The organism is Faecalibacterium sp. I2-3-92, from assembly GCF_023347315.1.
In the GTDB taxonomy this organism is placed as follows: domain Bacteria; phylum Bacillota; class Clostridia; order Oscillospirales; family Ruminococcaceae; genus Faecalibacterium; species Faecalibacterium duncaniae.
This window is the reverse complement of sequence record NZ_CP094470.1, coordinates 1527411-1546618: the sequence shown is the minus strand read 5'-3', so window position 1 is coordinate 1546618 and position 19208 is coordinate 1527411. Positions and strand designations below refer to the sequence as shown.

The 19208-nt window shown below is 58.0% G+C and carries 19 protein-coding genes; 2 read left to right on the top strand and 17 right to left on the bottom strand.

Going from position 1 to position 19208, the window contains the following annotated elements; all coding sequences use genetic code 11:
* Positions 1 to 12: 12 nt before the first annotated feature.
* The 6 genes from MTP42_RS07555 to MTP42_RS07530 all read right to left on the bottom strand — a co-directional run bounded on the left by MTP42_RS07555 (position 13) and on the right by MTP42_RS07530 (position 5870).
* A complete protein-coding gene (locus MTP42_RS07555; RefSeq protein WP_005934431.1) occupies positions 13 to 717 on the bottom strand; it encodes an N-acetylmannosamine-6-phosphate 2-epimerase in 705 nt (234 codons plus the stop codon).
* The gene (locus MTP42_RS07550) at positions 710 to 1171 is read right to left on the bottom strand and encodes a YhcH/YjgK/YiaL family protein (RefSeq protein ID WP_117534139.1); all 462 of its coding nucleotides are present in this window, start codon (positions 1169 to 1171) and stop codon (positions 710 to 712) included. The genes MTP42_RS07555 and MTP42_RS07550 overlap by 8 nt, the downstream gene beginning before the upstream one ends.
* Positions 1172 to 1242: 71 nt before the next feature.
* On the bottom strand, positions 1243 to 2172 hold the full coding sequence (locus MTP42_RS07545; RefSeq protein WP_005934429.1) for a dihydrodipicolinate synthase family protein: 930 nt from the start codon (positions 2170 to 2172) through the stop codon (positions 1243 to 1245).
* A 292-nt stretch (positions 2173 to 2464) separates the two neighbouring features.
* The gene (locus tag MTP42_RS07540) at positions 2465 to 3442 is read right to left on the bottom strand and encodes a carbohydrate ABC transporter permease (RefSeq protein WP_156073906.1); all 978 of its coding nucleotides are present in this window, start codon (positions 3440 to 3442) and stop codon (positions 2465 to 2467) included.
* Between the two features lie 14 nt (positions 3443 to 3456).
* Positions 3457 to 4383, bottom strand: coding sequence for a carbohydrate ABC transporter permease (locus tag MTP42_RS07535; RefSeq protein ID WP_035394544.1), 927 nt, complete (start codon positions 4381 to 4383; stop codon positions 3457 to 3459).
* A gap of 134 nt (positions 4384 to 4517) precedes the next feature.
* A complete protein-coding gene (locus MTP42_RS07530) occupies positions 4518 to 5870 on the bottom strand; it encodes an ABC transporter substrate-binding protein (RefSeq protein ID WP_097771910.1) in 1353 nt (450 codons plus the stop codon).
* Positions 5871 to 6376: 506 nt separating this feature from the next.
* On the opposite strand from MTP42_RS07530, the gene MTP42_RS07525 reads away from it, so the two are divergent.
* Positions 6377 to 7228: a MurR/RpiR family transcriptional regulator gene (locus MTP42_RS07525; protein ID WP_005934417.1), complete on the top strand. Its 852-nt coding sequence runs from the start codon at positions 6377 to 6379 to the stop codon at positions 7226 to 7228.
* Between the two features lie 50 nt (positions 7229 to 7278).
* Here the strand turns inward: MTP42_RS07525 and MTP42_RS07520 are convergent, their stop codons facing one another.
* Positions 7279 to 8292: a sodium ion-translocating decarboxylase subunit beta gene (locus tag MTP42_RS07520; protein WP_249257046.1), complete on the bottom strand. Its 1014-nt coding sequence runs from the start codon at positions 8290 to 8292 to the stop codon at positions 7279 to 7281.
* Positions 8293 to 8476: 184 nt separating this feature from the next.
* Here MTP42_RS07520 and spoIVA point away from each other — a divergent pair, with 184 nt between their 5' ends.
* Positions 8477 to 9973 (top strand): stage IV sporulation protein A, encoded by a 1497-nt coding sequence (gene spoIVA / locus MTP42_RS07515; protein ID WP_097771913.1) that lies wholly within the window; start codon positions 8477 to 8479, stop codon positions 9971 to 9973.
* Positions 9974 to 10143: 170 nt separating this feature from the next.
* Here the strand turns inward: spoIVA and MTP42_RS07510 are convergent, their stop codons facing one another.
* The 10 genes from MTP42_RS07510 to MTP42_RS07465 form a co-directional block, all read right to left on the bottom strand.
* Positions 10144 to 10977 carry an SDR family oxidoreductase gene (locus MTP42_RS07510; RefSeq protein ID WP_215665661.1) on the bottom strand — a complete coding sequence of 278 codons (834 nt, stop codon included), beginning with the start codon at positions 10975 to 10977 and terminating at the stop codon, positions 10144 to 10146.
* A 16-nt stretch (positions 10978 to 10993) separates the two neighbouring features.
* On the bottom strand, positions 10994 to 11812 hold the full coding sequence (locus MTP42_RS07505; RefSeq protein ID WP_215665662.1) for a zf-HC2 domain-containing protein: 819 nt from the start codon (positions 11810 to 11812) through the stop codon (positions 10994 to 10996).
* On the bottom strand, positions 11809 to 12300 hold the full coding sequence (locus MTP42_RS07500) for an RNA polymerase sigma factor (RefSeq protein WP_117476140.1): 492 nt from the start codon (positions 12298 to 12300) through the stop codon (positions 11809 to 11811). Before MTP42_RS07500 ends, MTP42_RS07505 begins: the two co-directional genes overlap by 4 nt.
* Before the next feature lie 144 nt (positions 12301 to 12444).
* Positions 12445 to 12756 carry an AzlD domain-containing protein gene (locus MTP42_RS07495; RefSeq protein ID WP_005934408.1) on the bottom strand — a complete coding sequence of 104 codons (312 nt, stop codon included), beginning with the start codon at positions 12754 to 12756 and terminating at the stop codon, positions 12445 to 12447.
* Positions 12753 to 13514 (bottom strand): AzlC family ABC transporter permease, encoded by a 762-nt coding sequence (locus MTP42_RS07490; RefSeq protein ID WP_156058160.1) that lies wholly within the window; start codon positions 13512 to 13514, stop codon positions 12753 to 12755. Before MTP42_RS07490 ends, MTP42_RS07495 begins: the two co-directional genes overlap by 4 nt.
* 127 nt (positions 13515 to 13641) lie before the next feature.
* Positions 13642 to 15453, bottom strand: a complete 1812-nt coding sequence (locus tag MTP42_RS07485; protein WP_207696821.1) for an ABC transporter ATP-binding protein — start codon at positions 15451 to 15453, stop codon at positions 13642 to 13644.
* 1 nt (position 15454) lies between these two features.
* A complete protein-coding gene (locus MTP42_RS07480; RefSeq protein WP_249257045.1) occupies positions 15455 to 17704 on the bottom strand; it encodes an ABC transporter ATP-binding protein in 2250 nt (749 codons plus the stop codon).
* The gene (locus MTP42_RS07475; protein WP_156065779.1) at positions 17697 to 18197 is read right to left on the bottom strand and encodes a MarR family winged helix-turn-helix transcriptional regulator; all 501 of its coding nucleotides are present in this window, start codon (positions 18195 to 18197) and stop codon (positions 17697 to 17699) included. Before MTP42_RS07475 ends, MTP42_RS07480 begins: the two co-directional genes overlap by 8 nt.
* Positions 18198 to 18349: 152 nt before the next feature.
* Positions 18350 to 18856, bottom strand: coding sequence for a DUF2812 domain-containing protein (locus tag MTP42_RS07470; protein WP_207683888.1), 507 nt, complete (start codon positions 18854 to 18856; stop codon positions 18350 to 18352).
* The gene (locus tag MTP42_RS07465; protein ID WP_117534147.1) at positions 18853 to 19170 is read right to left on the bottom strand and encodes a PadR family transcriptional regulator; all 318 of its coding nucleotides are present in this window, start codon (positions 19168 to 19170) and stop codon (positions 18853 to 18855) included. Before MTP42_RS07465 ends, MTP42_RS07470 begins: the two co-directional genes overlap by 4 nt.
* Between the last annotated feature and the right edge of the window lie 38 nt (positions 19171 to 19208).

Genomic DNA, 19208 nt, shown 5'->3' with positions numbered 1-19208 from the left:
AGTGTCCCCGTTTTACTTGTTCATGGCGTTGATGGCTCCGGTGAAGCGGGCCGTAATCTCGGCAGGGCGGGTGATGGCACCGCCTACCACTAGTGCAAAAGCACCGGCTTCCAGTGCCTTGACGGCCTGCTCGGGGTAGTGGATGTGGCCCTCGGCAATGACTTTGGCGGGGCACTCGGTGGCCAGCTTGTGGACGAAATCAAAATCGATGTCGTCAATGCCCTGGGTCTCAGGGGTGTAGCCGCGCATGGTGGTGCCCACAAAGTCGGCACCGGCCTCGGCGCAGGCCATGGCGTTCTCAAAGTTGTCGCAGTCGGCCATCACCAGCTGATCCGGGTACTTTGCCTTGATGGCGCGGATGAACTCAGCGGAGGTGGAGCCGTCCGGGCGGAGAGCTCCCGTGCCCTGCACCGCCAGAATATCCACGCCGCAGGCCACCAGCTCGTCCACTTCTTTCATGGTCACAGTGATGTACATGGGGGTGCCGGGGTAGTCCTTTTTGATGATGCCGATCACGGGCAGGTCCACGACCTCCTTGATCTGGGTGATGTCCCGCACGGTGTTGGCACGGATGCCCACCGCGCCGCTCATGGCGGCAGCCTTGGCCATCAGGGGCATCACGCCGCCCTCCTTGGTGTACAGGGGCTCGTGCTCCAATGCCTGGCAGGAGACGATCAGCCCGCCCTTGATCTGAGCAAACAGTTTTTCCTTATCCATGATACTTATCCTCCATCTTGATCTTGACAACAGCTTTGCGGACACGATCGCAGCCGGGCATTTCCACGCCGGGGCGGTGCAGCTCACCGGGGAAGAAGAGGACGAACCGCCCCTCGCCCAGAGCGCCGAAAACGGCATCTTCGCTGTCCTTTTTGCCGATATCCGGCTGGTAGGGCTCCACCTCGGTGCCGGGGGCGGTCTCGTAGCCCCAGCCCTCGCCGCCGGTCAGGTCGATCTGCAGATCGGCGTAGAGCCGGTGATATTCGGCGTGGGAACCGGTGTGGGGTTTGAGATCGGCATCCATCACATTGATGAACACCTCGTCGCCGTCCACTTCGGTACGGCCCAGCGGCAGGGTATCCAGCGGGTGTGCGGCCAGAAACTCAATGGCCGTGTCGAGGTTTTTGTGGAACCCCTTGTACAGATGCAGTTGATCCAGGGTATCGCAGATCATACGCTTTCCCTCCAAAAAAGAAGCGCCCGCCTCCCCTCTGAAAAGAGACGGAGAGGGGGCGCTTGTTCAGCTTACAGTTTTGCGATGGCGGCTTCGATCATGGCCTGTGCTTCGGCCACGATGGCCTCATCCTCGGGGATCAGGCTGGGCATGGGCTCACGCACGCCGCCCAGCTCCAGACCGTACATCCGGCGCAGGATCTCTTTCTGCACGGCGTACAGGTTGCCGTGGGCCTCACACATCTTGTAGATGATGCGGTCGGCCTCGTACTGGAGGGCCTGTGCTTCCTTGACCTCGCCCTTGTTGATATGCTCGTTCATGGCCAGATACAGCTCAGGCATCACAGCGTAGGTGCCGCCGATGCCGCCGTCTGCGCCGATGACGCGGCCGGAGACGAACTGCTCATCGGGGCCGTTGAAGACCACAAAGTTGCCTTCGCCGCGGGCAGCGATACCGGCATCCTTGAACATCTGGATGTCCTGGGTGGGCATGGAGCTGTTCTTGACAGCCACCACGTTGGGGTTCTTGAGCATCTCCTTCAGCAGGCTCATGGTCAGGCCGGTGCCAGCCAGCTGGGGAATGTTGTAGATAACGAATTCGGTATTGGGAGCAGCAGCGGACATGTCATTCCAGTATTTTGCAATGGCATACTCGGGCAGGTGGAAGTAGATGGGGGGGATAGAGGCGATGGCATCCACACCCACGCTCTCGGCATGGCGGGCCAGCTCCACACTGTCGGCGGTGTTGTTGCAGCCAACATGTGCAATGACGGTCAGCTTGCCTTTGGCTTCGCTCATCACGGCTTCCAGAACGGCTTTGCGCTCATCCACATGCTGGTAGATGCACTCACCGGAGGAACCGCCGACATACACGCCCTTAACGCCCTTGGCGATCAGGTGGCGGGTGAGGGCCTTGACACCCTCAGTGGAAATATTGCCCTCTGCGTCGTAGCAGGCGTAGAAAGCGGGGATAACGCCCTGGTACTTAGTGATATCTTTCATAGTTTGTCTCCTTAAGCTCCTATATGCTTATTTGTTCTGTTCACTGCATCAGCGCCCTCTTGCGGTGCCCTGCATCCGCTTCGGCCCTTGGTGCGGGCCTTGCGTCTTGCAGACCGCTGCGCCAAAAATTGCTTCCTGAACATCAAGCTCCAACGCTTTTCGTTCGGTCAACGAGATCAGCGCCCTCTTGCGGTGCCCAGCGTCTGCTTCGGCCCTTGGGCGGGCCTCGCATCCTGCTGACCGCTGCGCCAAAAATCCCTCCCTGTTCCCGCCGCAGGCGGCGGTCGGGATTTTAGCCCTTAACGGCACCCATTGCGATGCCTTTGGTGAAGTACTTCTGGAAGATGAGGAAGATGATGATGATAGGCACAGCAGCCAGTGCAGCACCTGCCATGATCAGACCGAAGTCGGTGCTGTTTTCCGCCTGCAGCTTTGCAATGCCCAGAGAAATGGTCAGGTTGCTGGTGCTGGACAGCATGATCAACTGCATGAAGTAATCGTTCCAGCTGTTGATAAAGGTGAAGATGGCCAGAGCACCGATGCCCGGCTTGACCATGGGCAGCACGATGCTGATAAAGGTCTTGGCTTCACTTGCACCGTCAATGCGGGCGGCCTCCAGCATTTCTGTGGGGATGCCCTCACTGAACTGTTTCATCAGGAACACACCGAATGGCCAGCCGACGATGGGGAAGATGACGGCCCAGATGGTGTTGTAGAGGTTCAGGGCACTCATCTCACGCAGCAGGGGGATCAGAATGACCTGCTTGGGCAGAGCCATTGCGCACACGATCAGGGTGAACAGGAGCTGACGGCCCACAAAGCGCTTCTTGGCCAGTGCATAACCGGCCATGGCGGCGGTGATGCAGGTCAGGATCATGGAGACAACAGCCATGAACACGGTGTTGATCATCCAGCGCAGGGCAGCAGGAGCGGTGGGTCCGACCGAGAAGTAGATGGGATCGCCGTCGGCACTGAAGCGTGCACTGAAGGGGACGGCCAGCTGCCACAGCGGAGCGCTCTTTCCGGCAAACAGCTTCTGGTAGTTGGTCAGCACCCACTCATGGGGCCACCACTCGGGGGTGGTGGAGTTGATGGCTGCACCGGTTTTGAAGGAACCGGTGATGATCCAGTACAGCGGGAACGCAAAGGTTACGGCCACAATGCTGATCAGGATCAGGGTCAGGATGGTATAGGCGCTGGCCTGCTTGAGCTTGCTGGGGTGACGCTTCAAGGGCTTTTGCTTTTTTGCGGTTGCAGCAGTTGCACTCATTGTTACGCACCTCCTCAATTATTCTGGTTGCCAGCCTTGAACTGGATCGCAGACAGGATGGCAATGATGATGGCAAGCACAACACCCATGGCGTTGCCGTAGCCGTAGCGGTACAGCTTGAATGCGGTGTAGTAGATGTAGTACATGATGGTATCGGTGCTGTGGTTGGGGCCGCCGGAAGTCAGCAGCTGGATCAGCGCAAAGCACTGGAAGGAGTTGATGGTGGTGATGACCAGGATGTACAGGGTGGTGGGCATGATGGCGGGCCACTTGATCTTCCAGAAGCACTGGAAATCGGTCGCGCCGTCCACTTCGGCAGCCTCTACGATGGACTGGTCCACGTTGCCCAGGGCGGAAACATACAGAACGATGGGCTGGCCCACAGAGGTGGTCAGCAGGATGAGGATGATGCAGCCCAGAGCGAACCGCTCATCGCCCAGCCAGTTGATGTTCTTGTCGATCAGCCCCAGCGTCTTGCCCAGATAGTTGAAGATGCCGTAGTAATTGTTGTACATCCACTTCCAGACAACGGTAACGGCAACGGAACCGGTGACAACGGGCAGGTAGAACACGCAGCGGAAAAGGCTGGTGGCCCACTCGGGCAGATCCACGATGGCGGAGCTGACCCACAGCGAGAAGGCACAGGTCACAGGCACCGACACGATAACGATGATGAAGGTGTTCTTCAGAGCGCCCAGGAAGATCTTATCGGCGAACAGCTCTTTGTAGTTTGCAAGGCCGACAAAGACATCGGCGCGGTTCATGGTGGAATCAAAGAAGCTCGTGACCACGCAGAGGATCATGGGGTAGATGACGAACCCCAGAAAGAAGATCAGGCTGGGCAGAAGGAAGAGGTAGGATGCGATGGTCTCCTGCCGGACCAGTGCGCGGCTGCGCTTTGGCTCTTTGACTTTTACGGTGGTAGCAGCCAAGAAAATCACCAAACCTTTCGTTTAGCTCCGGTAAAATGACCGGCTCCCGACGGAACTTGCAAAAAGAATGCCCCTCCCTCGCCGGGATTATCGAGGAAGGGGCAAGGTTTATAACGTTACGATGAAAAACTCAGGTGGTGCGCTTATGCCTCGGCAGTAGCGGCAGCATTTGCGTTCTCAACAAAGGTAGCAACGGCCTGCTCAACGGGCTCGCCGGTGCCAACGCGCTGCAGCATGTTCCACCACTCGGTACGAGCAGTTGCCCAGCCCGGGGTGATCTGGTAGTAATCGCCCAGGAAGCCCATGAACTTGGTGTACTCGCTCATAATGTCGTTACCGGCATAGATATCGCCAACGCTCTCACGAACGGGGAAGTAGGTGGAAGCCAGAACGCTTGCGCCAACCTGATCGGGGTCAGCAGCGATGAAGTCGATAAAGGTCTTGGCGGCTTCGATCTTGGCCTCGTCGCCGTTGTCGAAGATGCCAAAGCCCCAGATGCCGCCGCACAGCTTGGGATCGCCGCTCTCAGTGGGGAAGGCCATGGGGAAGATCTCGTCGCCGCTGTTGGTCAGGCCGGCATCGTTGTTGTCGGAGTTCAGCTGCTGTGCAATGTTCCAGCAGAATGCCATCTGCAGGGTACCGTTGCGGAACAGGGTGATCTCCTCGCCGCCGTTGATGGAAGCATCAAAGTTCACGCCCTTGGCATCGTACAGAGCCTGGATGGCCTTGATGTTCTCGGGGGAGTCAGCGGTGTACTTGGTGTGCTCAGCATCGGTGAAGGTGCCGCCGTACATGTTGTTGATGATCGCGCGGGTGCCCTGGTCGCCGCCCTGGCCGCTGCAGTAGATGGCTGCAACATTCTCATAACCGCCATTGTACAGTGCGTCAACGGTCTTGAGGAAGCCGTCAGTGCTCCAGGTGTGCTTATCAGTATCAATGTACTGGTCTGCGCCCACTTCCTTGACCTTGGTCATGTTCACGGCCATGCAGTGTGCGGTCATGCACAGGGGATACTCATAGTAGTCACCGGCTTCGTTCCTGCAGGCAGACTCAACGGAAGCGTAGATATCCTTCTTGGCATCGTCAGTCCACAGGTCGTTCAGGGGAGCCATAACGCCCTTCTTGCCCCAGTTGGCAACCAGACGCTCGGGACCTTCCATGATCAGGTCGGGTGCGCTGCCGCCCTCGATGGCGGTGTTGACCTGGTCATCACCATTGGTGTAATCCAGGTACTCAACGGTGACCTTGATGTCGGGATATTTTGCGTTGAAGCTGGAGATCAGCTCCTGCACAGTCTCGTCCTTGCCCCAGCCGCCGATGGGGTATGTCCACAGCTTGATGTTTGCGCCAGCTGCGGTGCTTGCCGCTGCAGAAGCTGCGGTGGAGGAAGCAGCAGTGCTGCTGGAGGAGCTGCCGCCGCATGCGGCCAGTGCACCGGCTGCACTCAGGGCACCCACGGCCTTCAGGAAAGAGCGGCGAGAGATACTGTTTTTCATAAGAAACTTCTCCTTACTCATTGATGTAGTGCGATTCTGCTCTGCGGCCCTCGTGTGGGAACCGCTTCTATTGGCCTTATTATAGAAAAATATTTTCATTTTGTCTATCGGCTGTCTGCCCAATAATGAAAGGATTTTCTTGTGGATGTCGCACAATTTTAGCGAAAAGATTGACCTTTTGGGCAGGATTCACGGAAATTTTGAAAGTTGTAGCTATTTTGTAACCATTGTAGAAAAATCACACTTTCTGCTGGTGAAAATAGTTTTCACTCAAAAAAGAAGGGGAAATCCGGTAAATTGAAAAGGATTTTCACAAATAAGTCATACTAATGCGGCGAATTTGGGCGCTCTGCACAGAAACGAACCTGAATTTGTAGTCAAAGCCCCTCTTGCCAAGCGGCTGGGATTCTTTTATACTTTTCTTAAAGGAAAACTTCCCGACAATGGTGTTGGCGTGTGCGGCCAGCCCTTCCGGCGGGAAATGGAGCAGGAAAAAGGAGACCATCATGTCTACGACCACAAACTTCTGGGAGCTGCTGCAGCAAAGGCAGGACGAACTGACAAAATCCGGCCGTGCTGTGGCAGATTACCTTGTCCACCATGCCGACGAGGCACAGTACCTTTCCATTTCCTCCCTTGCGCGGGAATGCAAGGTAGCAGAGGCAACGGTGTTCCGCTTCTGCCGGGCATTGGGTTTTGAGGGCTACCATGAGATGCGCATTTCGCTGGCGCAGGCCAACGCCACCGGTGCGCTGGTCAACCAGCATGAGCCGGAGCCGGGCGCTACCACCGCCAGCCTGTGTGAGCACGCCAGCGGCCTGTTTCTCACTGCCATCAACGGCACCCAGAATTCTCTTTCGCCCGAAGCCGTGGAGCAGGCTGTGGACCTGATGCGTGCGGCGCGGCAGGTGTTCTGCCTGGGTCAGGGCGGCAGTATGCTGCTGGCCAACGATATCTGCGCCCGCTTTTCCAGCCTGTCCAATAAGTTCCGCACCGCAGGGGACAGTCATCTCCAGATCCTGGCTGCCAGCCTGATGGGCCCGGAGGATGTGGTGCTCTTCATCTCCTATTCCGGCGCGACCCGCGATATGCTGGAAACGCTGCGCACGGCCAAGGCATCCGGCGCAAAGATCATTCTGCTCACCCATTATGAGGATTCGCCCGGCGCAGCCATGGCAGATGTGGTGCTGCGGTGCGGCGCGCAGGAAAGCCCGCTGGATTCCGGCAGCATCCCCATCAAGGTGGCGGTGCTTTATGTGGGCGAGGTGCTTCTGCTCCGCTATATGCTGGATGACCCCGAGCATACCAACGAAGCCCAGGACCGCACCAGCGAGGCGGTGGCCATCAAGTTGATCTGAACAGTAAAACAGGCGGCATCCAACTTTGGTTGGAGCCGCCTGTCTTTTCGTTATAAGAGCGCTATAGTTTCATCCGGGAACTGCTTCTGGTAGTAGGTTACCTTCCACCGGATATTTTCCGGTTCCACCGGCGCAAAGTGGAGCGAGGAACAGGCGGTGCGGGTATCACCCTGCTGCTTTCCGCTCACAAAGATCGCCGTTGGGCCGTCTGCCCCGCCGATGATGCCAATGGCTCCATCTTCTGTGGGTGCGTCGCTTTTCCGGATGGGCTTATCACTAGAGGCGCAGTCGTTCACCTGCACCCAGCCGGTGGTCACGGCGGGGGTCAGGGTGTAAGTCATTTCCACAAATTCCCGGGGCCATTCCATGGGCGGCCCCATGTGGGGGAGGTCATTCTCCGGCAGCCGGGCCGGTTTCAGGTCCTTGACCGTCAGCACGCAGGGCACACCGGTGACGGGGTGGGCAAACTCCACGACCTTTCCGGGCGCTGCCGTGAACTGCACCGCTTCGGCAGGCTGTTCCCGCTGGGTGAGGGTCAGTGTCAGGCTGGTGATGTGGGTCGGCCTGCGCTTTGTCGCCCAGGGAAAGCTCCACTGCCGGAGATCCCAGCCTTGTTCCGGGTCAAGCCCGTAGTGCTTCACGATATCCCGCGCCGCCTGTTCACCGCTGCAAATGATCTCCTCTTCGGAGCGGAGGGGGTTATAATATTCCCCGGCACCGCGGCTGTACTCCACGGTTTTGCCGTTGATGGCTACACTTGGCAGATAGTCAAAAGAACCAAACGGGTCCTCGGCTTCGGCCAGTTCGACAGCTTCCGGCGGGCATTCGTCAATATCCATCCCTTCGTAAGCGGCCAACTTCTGGTAATGCGCTTCGATCGCTTCACGCTCCACCCGGCGGCAGATGTCTACAACCAGCCCTTTTCCACAAAGGTAAATCGCCGGGATGATGAAATGCTGCCCGCCCCACACCGAGTGTGCCCCGCAGGACACTTCCTGCCCGGGGCGGCCCCGATGCGGGCGGTGACAGCCCGGATTGTCCTCAAAATAAACCTTCCACTCCATCTGCGTTCCACCTTTCCATACAGTTTTCTCTATTGTAGCGTAGGAAAGATTTTCTGTCAACCGACGCTTTTTCGCCAGGTGCCGCTCATATCCTGCCGCCTGTCCGAATAGACTGTTTCCGAGAAGCAGACGCAGAAGGTGCGGCCTTGCCGCCCGGTGCGGACGGGAGAGAGGAGAGAGCAATTTGGAAAAACAGGAGTGTTTGGAAGCCACTGTCTGCCGGGAGATCGGGGCACGCACCGGCGGGGAGATCCTGATTGGCGTGGTGGGGCCGGTGCGCACCGGTAAGAGCACCCTCATCAAGCAGTTTATGGAGCAGCTGGTGCTGCCCGCCATCGGCCCGGCGGACGCAAAGCTCCGGGCCCGGGATGAGCTGCCGCAGTCGGCGGCAGGGCGAACGATCATGACCACAGAACCGAAGTTCATCCCGGAGCAGGCCGTGCCGCTCCAACTGGAGGGCGGCGGGGAATGCCGCATCCGGCTCATCGACTGTGTGGGCTATATGGTGGAGGGAGCCATGGGCCACGAGGAAGACGAGAAGCCCCGCATGGTCAAAAGCCCCTGGTTCGAGGAGGAAATCCCCTTTGACCTTGCCGCTGAGACCGGCACCCGCAAGGTCATCCGGGATCACTCCACCATCGGCATCGTGGTCACCACCGATGGCTCCATCAGCGAGATCCCCCGGGAAAACTACCTGCCCGCCGAAAAGCGGGTGGTGGAAGAGCTGGAAGCGCTGGGCAAACCCTTTGTCATCCTGCTTAACAGCACCCGCCCGGATGCTCCGGAGACAAAGGCTCTGGCTGCAGAGCTGGAACAGGCATACGGACGCACGGTCCTGCCGGTGAGCTGCCTGGATCTGCAAAAAGATGACCTGCTGTCCATCCTGCAGCGTGTCCTCTACGAATTTCCGGTGCGGGAGCTGGATTTTGCCATCCCCCGCTGGGTGACGATGCTGGAAAAGGGCCACTGGCTCCAGAACGAGATCTACACGGCGGCGCTCCAGTTTTCAGAGAAGATCAGCCGGATGAAGGATGTTCCGGCCCAGAACAGTGCCGGAGCGCTGGCCGGGGATTCGGTGCAGGAGTCCGCCCTGAGCGGCATGAACCTTTCCGACGGCGTAGTGCGGGTGACCGTTCTGTTGAAGCCGGAGGTGTTCTACCGCGTCCTCAGTGAGCAGACGGGGCTGGAAATTGGCGATGAAGCAGGCCTGATGCCCTGCATCATTGAGCTTTCCCGGGCAAAGCGGGAGTACGAGAAGATCCGCAGTGCACTGGAACAGGTGGAAGCCACCGGCTACGGTATCGTGATGCCCAGCATTGAGGAGCTCTCGCTGGAGGAACCGGAGATCGTCCGGCAGGGCGGGCGGTACGGTGTCCGGCTGGAAGCCAGCGCACCCTCCATCCATATGATGAAAGCTGTCATCCATACCGAAATCAGCCCCATTGTGGGCACCGAGAAGCAGAGCGAGGATCTGGTGCAGAGCCTGCTGGGCGATTTTGAAGCCGACCCGGAGAGGCTGTGGGAATCGAACATCTTTGGCAAGAGCCTGCATGAACTGGTGAATGAGGGATTGCAGAACAAGCTCCTCCACATGCCACAGGAAGCCCGCACCCGCCTGCAGGAAACGCTGGAACAGGTCATCAACGATGGCTGCACCGGATTGATCTGTATTCTGCTGTAACATAAAACGACCCTCTCAGTCACGCTGACGCGTGCCAGCTCCCCCGAAGGGGGAGCCAACGCATCTGACAGGAAGAAAACTGCTGATTTGCAGAATCTTACCTTGAAGCTGCAATTGCCTCTCCCTTTGGGAGAGGTGGCAATGCGGAGCATTGGCGGAGAGGGTCGTTCTTATTTTTGATAAAACCTCAAACAGCCTTCAAAACTGCTCAATGTATCATGGAATCGAATCCCCTGTGCGGCCAGCTTTGAGCTGTCCATCACAAGGTTGCGGGAGAAATCAGCAGGCTCGATCTGCACCTGCACACCCAGCGCTTCGGCAAACTGCCGGGCCGTTGTGACCATGTCGGCATCGTTCCCGCTGCCAAAATTGTACACACCGCCGGGCAGCTGCAAGGCGGGGAAGAGCTGTTCCGCCACCTCCCGCACCCAGCTGATACCCCGGTGGTCGTTCGGTGAAAAGCGAACGGGAGTACTGTTTTGTGCGGCCTGCAGCAGGTTCAGCGGCAGATTGCCCCGGAGGGGCAGGCCATCACCGGGCAGATCGTACATCCACGGGGCCCGCAGAAGCACCGCCTCCGGGCAGAGCGCAAGGACCCGCTCCTCGGCCTCCAGCTTGTGCTGACCATAGGTGTTGGCGGGGGAGAGCGGCAGCGTTTCGGGCAGGGGGCCGGGCTGGGTCACACCTGCGTACACCTGATCCGAGCTGAATGAGATCAGCTTGGCCCCGGTGTCCCGTGCAGCTTTTGCCATCCAGACAGGCAGTTCGACGTTGGCACGCTGGGATTCCTCCGGGTGCTGCTGGCAGTAGCCGGTATCGGACAATGCCGCCAGATGCAGGATGACATCCGGCTGCACGGTTTCCGCAAAACGGCGAATGGCGGATTCATCGGCAGCGGCCAGAAATCCGCGCGGGAAGGTGAAAAGCTCTGCACGGCCCTGCCACTGGTGCAGTACGCGGGAGCCAACAAAACCACCCGCCCCGGAAACTAAGATTTTTTTCATAAGATCGGTGAGACCTTTAAGAATTTGAGTTGTTGTAGTCCAATGCTTTCTGCCAGAGTTCATGGACTTTGGCGTTATAGGCTTCAAAATCCTCATCTGTAGTACTGTAGTGAGAGAACTCAACAGAATTGCTGTATAGTGTATACGCACGGGTAAACCGGATCGTGTGCAGCCGGAGGCTGTCATTGCCGCCCAGAATTTCAATCAGCCGGTCGGGGTCAATGTGGATGCGGCCCTCTTCTGCACAGAGTGCCTCGTAAGTCTCTTTGGAAACGAAGAAGCCGCTGATATTTGGTTCATAGAACCAGACGGGGTTTTTTTTGAGCGAAAGCTTCTGCATCAGGACATCCCACCGGGTCTGGGTGACACTGATGAACGCAATGGGAATGCCCTCATAGTATTTTGTGACGAATCCCAAACTGGTATAGTAGACACCGGTGTCTTTATGCCGAATGGAAATCCAGTTGCTGCCGCCATACCGATATTCAACATCAATATCTCCTGCCGGCAGGTCCACATAAGAGTGCATCATCCAGTAGCGCCAGCCAAAGAAAGCGCAGATCAGGGCCAGCAGTCCGCCCACAGCGGCCAGCGTGATTTTTACCTGCCGGGCGCGCAGATTCTTTTTTACGGTGCTCAGGGCCTCGGCGGCCTCAGCGGCCTGCTCTTCCTGTACCGCAGTTTCCTGGGGCGGGGTGTCCATTTCAGCCAGCAGGGCAGAGCAGGCGGCACAGCCGCTCAGGTGCTCTGCCACATCGGCGGAAGTCTGTTCGTCGCAGACGTGATCTTTATAAAGGGGCAGAAGGTCCTGAACCAGGTAGCAGGGTAGTTTCATAAGATGGCCTCCTTCATTTTCATCCGGGCGCGGTAAAAGGTCACCCGCGCCCAGCTTTCGGTCTTGTGGTGCAGTGCGGCGATCTCTGCAAAGGTCAGTTCGCCGTAGACCCGCAGCCAGAACACCTCCCGGTACGGTTCGGGCAGGGCATGAAGCTTCTGGTAAAGGCTCAGTGCTCCTTCCCGCTGCTCCAGTTCCTCCCCCGGCAGGGGGGCGGGGCTGGGCACATCCGTCAGAGTGTCGTCCAGCGGGGGCAGTTCCCGCTTCTGCCGCCGGTATGTATCCGTCAGGGTGTTTTTGGCAATCTGACACAGCCAGACATTCAGTGCACAGCCGCCCTTGAACCCGTCAATGGCATCCAGCGCCTTGTAAAAGGTCTCCTGGGTCAGTTCTGCTGCCAGTTCCTCGTTTTGGCACAATGTCATCAGGTAAGCGTACACGGGCTTGTAATACTGCAGATAAATCTGCTCAAAACTGCGGTGCTCCATGTGCGCATCCCTCCTTTTTGGTGTGTTTTGGAACCGGTTCGCCCATAAGACGGCAAAACCGCCGGAACGTTACAAGTTTTCCGAAAAAATTTTCAAAGACCAAAAAGCCGCCATGGCCTACCCAGAACCACAGCGGCAGAAAGCTCAGTGCACCAAAAACAGTTCCAGCACAAGCACCACGGCACAGCAGGAGACGGACACCTGAAACAGACTGGCTCCGAACCATGCGGCGGCAATGCCCACTACCAGCGCGGCTGCACCTGCAATGGGGCTCTGGGTGGCGTTGATGATGGCCGGGAAGGTCATCACGGCCAGCGTCACATAGGGCACATAGTAGAGGAAGGACTGGATGAACTGGTTTTTGATGGGTTTGCGGATAAGGGTCAGCGGCAGCACACGGATGGCGTAAGAAACGGCGGCCATCACGGCGATATAGACCCAATTATTGTAGGTCATGCCTGCACCTCCTCAGTTCCGGCAGTTTCCGGTGCTTCGGGTGTAACAGGGAACAGAACGGCTGCCCCGCAGGAGATCAGCACCGTCAGCAGGATGGTGCGGGTGCCGTCCGAAAGGGAAGCGATGCCGGGCAGGCAGCCGCAGGCGAAGCTCAGGGCAAAGCTCAGCATCACCAGCACGGCAACGACCCTGTTCTTCCGGGCGGGGGGAATGATGATGGCCAGGAACATGCCGTACAGGGCTACGCTCAGGGCGCTGACCACACGCACGGGCAGCAGATTGCCTGCAATGATGCCCAGCGCTGTGCCCATGGCCCAGGCGGGGGCCGCCAGTGCTATGGCACCGTAGGTGTAGAACGGATTCAGATAGCCGGGCCGTGCAATCGTGATGCCAAACAGCTCGTCGGTGACATCGTAGCCGATGATGAGCCGGTGGAAGAACGGCGTGCCGGGGGCAAATTTCTGGGCCAGAGCACAGCTCATCAGCAGATAGCGTGCGTTGGCGATCAGGGTGATGATGGCAACTTCCAGATAGGTGGCACCGGCAGCGATCAGCGAAAAGGCTGCATACTCACCGGCAGAAGCATTGTTGAACAGGCTTGCAAAAAAGCCCTGAATGGGGGTCAGCCCCGCATTGCGGGCTGCAATGCCCAATGAGAACGAGACAGCAAAATAGCCCAGCGCAATGGGCACACCATCCCGCATCCCCTCGCAGAATACCTTGCGGCTGAATGCGTAGGGCTTTTGAGTGGTTTCCATGAGTGGTTACTCCTTTCCTACTTCAAGACACGAAAATAAGTATAGCACATCCGGTAGGAATTGACAAAAGAAAAAGGCTCAGGTTTCGATCAAAAACCTGAGCCTTTTTCAAAGAAGGGAGCGTGGCTTAATCCACAACATCCTCAAACTGGCTGTTGTACAGGTCAGCGTAGAAACCGCCGGCCTCAATGAGCTGGTCGTGGGTGCCCTGCTCCACAATGTCGCCGTCCCGCATGACAAGGATGAGGTCTGCATCCCTGATGGTGGACAGGCGGTGGGCGATGACGAAACTGGTACGGCCCCGCATCAGGTTGTCCATAGCAGTCTGGATGCGCTGTTCGGTGCGGGTGTCAACACTGCTGGTGGCCTCGTCCAGGATCAGGATGCGGTTGTCGGCCAGAATGGCCCGGGCGATCGTCAGCAGCTGCTTCTGGCCCTGACTGACGTTGGAAGCGTCCTCGTTCAGCTCCATCTGATAGCCGCCGGGCAGGGTGCGGATGAAGTGGTCGGCATTGGCGGCCTTGGCGGCGGCAATGACCTCTTCGTCGGTGGCATCCAGACGGCCATAGCGGATATTCTCCATGATGGTGCCCTTGAACAGCCAGGTGTCCTGCAGCACCATGCCGAAGCCCTCGCGCAGGGCACTGCGGTCAAAGTCGCGGATGTCGTGGCCGTTCAGGGTGATGGAGCCGGAATCCACATCGTAGAACCGCATGAGCAGCTTGACCATGGTGGTCTTGCCGGCACCGGTTGGGCCAACGATGGCGACCTTCTGGCCGGGCTGAACCTTACAGCTGAAATCGTGGATGATGGTCTTTTCGGGCACATAACCGAATCGGACATGGTCAAAGGTGACCTGACCATCGATGCAGGCAGGGTCTGCCCGGCGGGCAGGGTCGGCCAGCTGATCCTCTTCGGGCTCGTTCAGGAACTCGAACACGCGCTCGGCAGCGGCGGCCATGCTCTGCAGCATGTTGGACACCTGTGCCAGCTGCTGGATGGGCTGGGTGAAATTGCGGACATACTGGATAAAAGCCTGGATATCGCCGATGGTGATGATGCCGTTGGCGGCAAAGATGCTGCCGACGATGGCAACAGCCACATAGCCCAGGTTGCCCACAAAGTTCATAATGGGCTGCATCAGGCCGGAGAGGAACTGGCTCTTCCAGGCGGATTCAAACAGCTTGTCGTTGGCGGCGTTGAAGTCCTCCAGCACGGCAGCCTCACGGTTGAAGGCCTTGATGACATTGTGGCCGGAGTAGACCTCCTCCACCTGACCGTTCACAACGCCCAGAGTAGCCTGCTGGGCCTTGAAGTATTTCTGACTGAACCTGACCACCAGCATCACCAGGACCAGAGAGACGGGCAGGATGAGCAGTGCGATCAGGGTCATTTTGGGGCTGATGGACAGCATCATGATCAGCACGCCGATCATGGTGGTAATGCTGGTGATGAGCTGGGTCACGCTCTGGTTTAGGCTCTGGCCCAGGGTGTCCACATCGTTGGTGATGCGGGAAAGTACCTCGCCGACCGTCCGCTTTTCAAAGTAGGCCAGCGGCAGGCGGTTGATCTTCTCGCTGATCTGGCGGCGGAAATCGTAGCAGACCTTCTGGGAAAGGCCGGTCATCAGCCAGCCCTGAATGAAGCTGAATGCTGCGGAGCAGAGGTACATGGCCAGCAGGGTGAGCAGGATCTTGCCGATGTAAGCAAAGTCGATGCTGCCGATCCCCCGCAGCTTGGCGATCCAGCCGGTGGCAAGGGCCGTGGTGGCCTTGGCCAGAATTTTGGGGCCTGCGATATTGAAGATGGTGGAAAGGATGGCAAAGACCATCACAACGATGAGGGAAAGCTTATACTGGCGCAATGCGCTGAGGAGCTGCCGCAGAGTGCCCTTGAAATCCTTGGCGCGCTCGGTGGTCTGTTTTCCGGGTCTCGGCATATCACTCATCCTCCTTTCCGGTGTTCAGGTCTTGCAGGTTGAGCTCCTTCTGGCTCAGCTGGCTCCTGGCGATCTCCTGATATTCAGGGCAGGTGGCCATGAGCTGAGCATGAGTGCCCTTGCCCACCAGCCTGCCGTCGTCCAGCACCAGGATCTGATTGGCGTGGAGGACGGTGGAAATGCGCTGTGCCACGATGATCACGGTGGCATTGTCGGTCTCTTCCTTCAGCGCACGGCGCAGGGTGACATCCGTCTTGTAGTCAAGGGCAGAGAAGCTGTCGTCGAACAGATAGATCTTCGGCTCCTTGGCAATGGCGCGGGCGATGGAGAGTCGCTGCTTCTGGCCACCGGATACGTTGGAGCCGCCCTGTGCAATGGGGCTTGCATAACCCTCGGGTTTTGCGTCGATGAATTCGGTGGCCTGTGCGATGGAAGCCGCCTTCTTCATGCCCGCATCGGTGATCTGCGCACCGCCGAATTTCAGGTTGCTCTCGATGGTGCCGCTGAACAGAACGCCCTTCTGGGGCACATAGCCCAAAAGGCTGTGGAGCTGCTCCTGCGGCATCTCACGCACATCGATGCCGTCGATGGTCACGCGGCCGCCAGTGACATCATAAAAGCGGGGGATGAGGTTGAGCAGGCTGGATTTGCCGCAGCCGGTGGAGCCGATGATGGCTGTGGTCTCGCCGGGATTTGCGGTAAAGCTGATGTGCTCCAGCGCGTCGCTGTCGGCACCGGGGAAGCGGAAGCTGACATCCTCGAACCGGACCACGCCATCCCAGTCCTTCTTTTCAAGGGCGGGCTTTGCGGTGGCAGCGTTGGGATCATGGATGGAAGCCTTGGTGCGGCAGACCTCGTCAATACGGTCAGCAGCCACACCGGCACGAGGGAGCATCACGGCCACCATGGCCAGCATCAGGAAGGACATGACGATCTGCATGGTGTAGGTGATGAATGCGATCATTTCGCCCACCTGCATCTTTCCGGCATCCATGGCCTTGCCGCCGAACCAGACGATGAGCAGGCTGGTGCCGTTCATGATCAGGGTCATAAAGGGCATCATGGCCACCATGGCGCGGTTGGTGAACAGCTGGGTGCCCATCAGCTCCCGGCTGGCAGCATCAAAACGCTTTTCCTCAAAGGATTCGCGGCTGAATGCACGCACCGGCATCACGCCGGTCAGGATCTCGCGGCTGACGAGGTTCAGCTTGTCCACCAGCGTCTGCATAATCTTGAACTTGGGCATGGCGACGCTCATCAGAACCGTGATGAGCAGAAGCAGAGCGGCCACGTCCAGCACGATGATCCAGGCAAGGCCGGTGTTGCCCTGGGTGACGTGCATCACGCCGCCGATGCCCAGAATGGGAGCGTAGGCCACCATGCGCAGCAGGATGACACAGGTAAACTGCACCTGCTGGATATCATTGGTGGTGCGGGTGATCAGGGAAGCGGTGGAGAAATTCTCGATCTCTGCGTTGGAAAAATGGATGACCGAGGAGAAAGTCTCTCTGCGCAGCTCCCGGCCGATGGAAGCTGAGACGCGGGAGGCGATCAGGCCCACCAGAATGGCAACGACCACCATCAGCAGGGTCAGGGCCAGCATCTGGCCACCCACCCGGAAGAGGTAGGCCATCTGCACATCATGGGAAACGCCCTGTGCCTCATATTCCAGGCTGACCAGCAGAGTAGCCTGACTTGCCATGCTGGAAAGGGTGGTCTCGTCCACCTGTTCCATGGCGCTGGCCAGCTGCTGCTGGATCATTTCCCGTGAAAAGCCGGGCATCTGGGCCATGGCTGCGAACTGGGCACAAACGGCATCCAGATCTTCTGCCGTAGGAGCAGCGGTCATGGCTTCTGCTTCATCCCCGGCAGGGGCGTTGGCATTCTGCGCCGCCGCCATATACAGCACGATATCCGGTGTGGTAACGGCCTCCTCCAGAGCGGTACGCTCAGCATCGGTCAGGTCACTGCGGAGCTTCAGAACACCATCGTCCTGAAGATAATATCCGTAGGCATTCTGCAGTGCATCCGCATCCTCTTCGCTCATCAAAAGCGAGAGGGTATCCAGTGTGCTTTGGCGCACAGTCTCCGGCAGGGGGCTTTCAATGCCGCCCTGCTGGATGCCGGTGTCCACGATCCTGCTCGTGTAATCCGGCAGGGAAAGGTCGCAGTAGGCTTGCACGAACAGCAGAGCCACCACGGCAAGGCAGGCGGCCCAGTGGCGGGCCAGCTGCTTGAAAATTTTACCCATTTTCGTTTTCTCCCTTCAATTTTGCTTGTTGCTCCGCATTTTCCGCTTCCACAGCCTCCAGCAGTACACCGGTCAGGGAGAACAGCTGCTCCCGCTGCTCTTCCGGGATGCGGCAGATGACCCGCTCAAAGTAACGGCTGATGGCAGTTTCGACCTGGCGGCTGGCATCCAACCCCTTTTCCGTGGGGCGCACCAGCGTTTTGCGGCGGTCATTGGGGTCTGTGATCCGCTCAATGAGTCCATCCTGCTCCAGCTGGCGCAGCGCGCGGGAAACAGCGGGCAGGGGCTGTTTGACGGCGGCAGCCAGATCGGAAACATAGATGGTGCCATTCTGGCCATGCTCTTCAATGGTCATCAGCACGCCTTCCAGCATGATGAAATGACACTTGGGGCAGCTTTCCAGTGCCATTTTGGCACCGCGTTTGCCTTCTGTGCTCAGCCGATGCAGATAATGGACCACGGCGAACAGTTCCGGTGCGCTCTTCTGCGGCATACGAATCCTCCTTATCACTTGACGGATGCAAATACTTAACACATGATAACTATTTGCTAATGACAATAATATACCCGCCTGCATCGGAATGCAAGCGGGTAAAAATGAACTTTTTGAAAACTCTGAAGATCCTGCACATCAAGGAGAAAAAATCACTCGTGGAGCTGACGTTCTTCCACCAGACTCTCTCGTTTGCTGCTGATACGTCCCAGCCCGTAGGCCAAAAACGTGGCGCAAAGCAGGTTTAGCCATGCCAGTGATGCACCGCTGAAGGTGTTGGTAACGCCTATGAGAAGGTTTGCCAGACAGAGCAGCCTCACCATCTGTCCAATTTTGTTCAGGTGGGAGATACGGGAATCCACATCCGAAAACATATCAAAGGGACCTAGCTGGGCGCTGCGGCGGAAATATCCCCAACTGAAGCAATGCCCAACGCTCTGTGCTTCCAACTCTCCCATGAAACTTTCAAAATCCGGGGAACTGTCCAGCATGGCAAGCCGGATGATGTACTGGCCGGGTTCCGTCTTTTCAAAGGTGTAGGTGCAGAACCCGGCATTCTGCAGGGCCCAGCCCTCCTGCGCCATTTCGTTGAGCCAGCGTTCTTCTTTTTCAAATTCCCAGACCCAGAAATTCCGATGCAGCGTTTTTGTTTCACTCATACCTGTTCCTCCTGTAAAATGGCGCGGCCATTGGCAGCAAGCTCCTCCAGCCGGACCAGCTCCTGTTTGAGCACCTTCAGCCCGGCGGAGGTCAATTGGTATTCTTTTTTGCGGCTCCCGCTTTCCATGGGCAGGGGAGAGATCCAGCCCTTTTCGCACAGGGCATTCAGGGCACCGTACAGGGTTCCGGCAGCCAGCCGTACCCTTCCGCCGGAGAGCTGCTGGGTCTCCTGCATGATGCCGTAGCCATGCCGCGGATGATAGAGGGAAAGCAGGATGTAGTAGGTGGTTTCCGTCAGTGCCGGATTTTCCATTATATCACCTCACTTTGTATCGCTATACGATATATCAT

Bases quoted from the DNA above. Each gene is read 5' to 3' on its own strand.
- MTP42_RS07475 (WP_156065779.1), bottom strand. From the start codon at position 18,197: ATGCCGCAGAAGAGCGCACCGGAACTGTTCGCCGTGGTCCATTATCTG.
- MTP42_RS07485 (WP_207696821.1), bottom strand. From the start codon at position 15,453: ATGCCGAGACCCGGAAAACAGACCACCGAGCGCGCCAAGGATTTCAAG.
- MTP42_RS07545 (WP_005934429.1), bottom strand. From the start codon at position 2,172: ATGAAAGATATCACTAAGTACCAGGGCGTTATCCCCGCTTTCTACGCC.
- MTP42_RS07510 (WP_215665661.1), bottom strand. From the start codon at position 10,977: ATGAAAAAAATCTTAGTTTCCGGGGCGGGTGGTTTTGTTGGCTCCCGC.
- MTP42_RS07550 (WP_117534139.1), bottom strand. From the start codon at position 1,171: ATGATCTGCGATACCCTGGATCAACTGCATCTGTACAAGGGGTTCCAC.
- MTP42_RS07465 (WP_117534147.1), bottom strand. From the start codon at position 19,170: ATGGAAAATCCGGCACTGACGGAAACCACCTACTACATCCTGCTTTCC.
- MTP42_RS07470 (WP_207683888.1), bottom strand. From the start codon at position 18,856: ATGAGTGAAACAAAAACGCTGCATCGGAATTTCTGGGTCTGGGAATTT.
- MTP42_RS07505 (WP_215665662.1), bottom strand. From the start codon at position 11,812: ATGAAACTACCCTGCTACCTGGTTCAGGACCTTCTGCCCCTTTATAAA.
- MTP42_RS07525 (WP_005934417.1), top strand. From the start codon at position 6,377: ATGTCTACGACCACAAACTTCTGGGAGCTGCTGCAGCAAAGGCAGGAC.
- MTP42_RS07555 (WP_005934431.1), bottom strand. From the start codon at position 717: ATGGATAAGGAAAAACTGTTTGCTCAGATCAAGGGCGGGCTGATCGTC.
- MTP42_RS07500 (WP_117476140.1), bottom strand. From the start codon at position 12,300: ATGGAGCACCGCAGTTTTGAGCAGATTTATCTGCAGTATTACAAGCCC.
- MTP42_RS07520 (WP_249257046.1), bottom strand. From the start codon at position 8,292: ATGGAGTGGAAGGTTTATTTTGAGGACAATCCGGGCTGTCACCGCCCG.
- MTP42_RS07540 (WP_156073906.1), bottom strand. From the start codon at position 3,442: ATGAGTGCAACTGCTGCAACCGCAAAAAAGCAAAAGCCCTTGAAGCGT.
- MTP42_RS07480 (WP_249257045.1), bottom strand. From the start codon at position 17,704: ATGGGTAAAATTTTCAAGCAGCTGGCCCGCCACTGGGCCGCCTGCCTT.
- MTP42_RS07490 (WP_156058160.1), bottom strand. From the start codon at position 13,514: ATGGAAACCACTCAAAAGCCCTACGCATTCAGCCGCAAGGTATTCTGC.
- MTP42_RS07495 (WP_005934408.1), bottom strand. From the start codon at position 12,756: ATGACCTACAATAATTGGGTCTATATCGCCGTGATGGCCGCCGTTTCT.
- MTP42_RS07530 (WP_097771910.1), bottom strand. From the start codon at position 5,870: ATGAAAAACAGTATCTCTCGCCGCTCTTTCCTGAAGGCCGTGGGTGCC.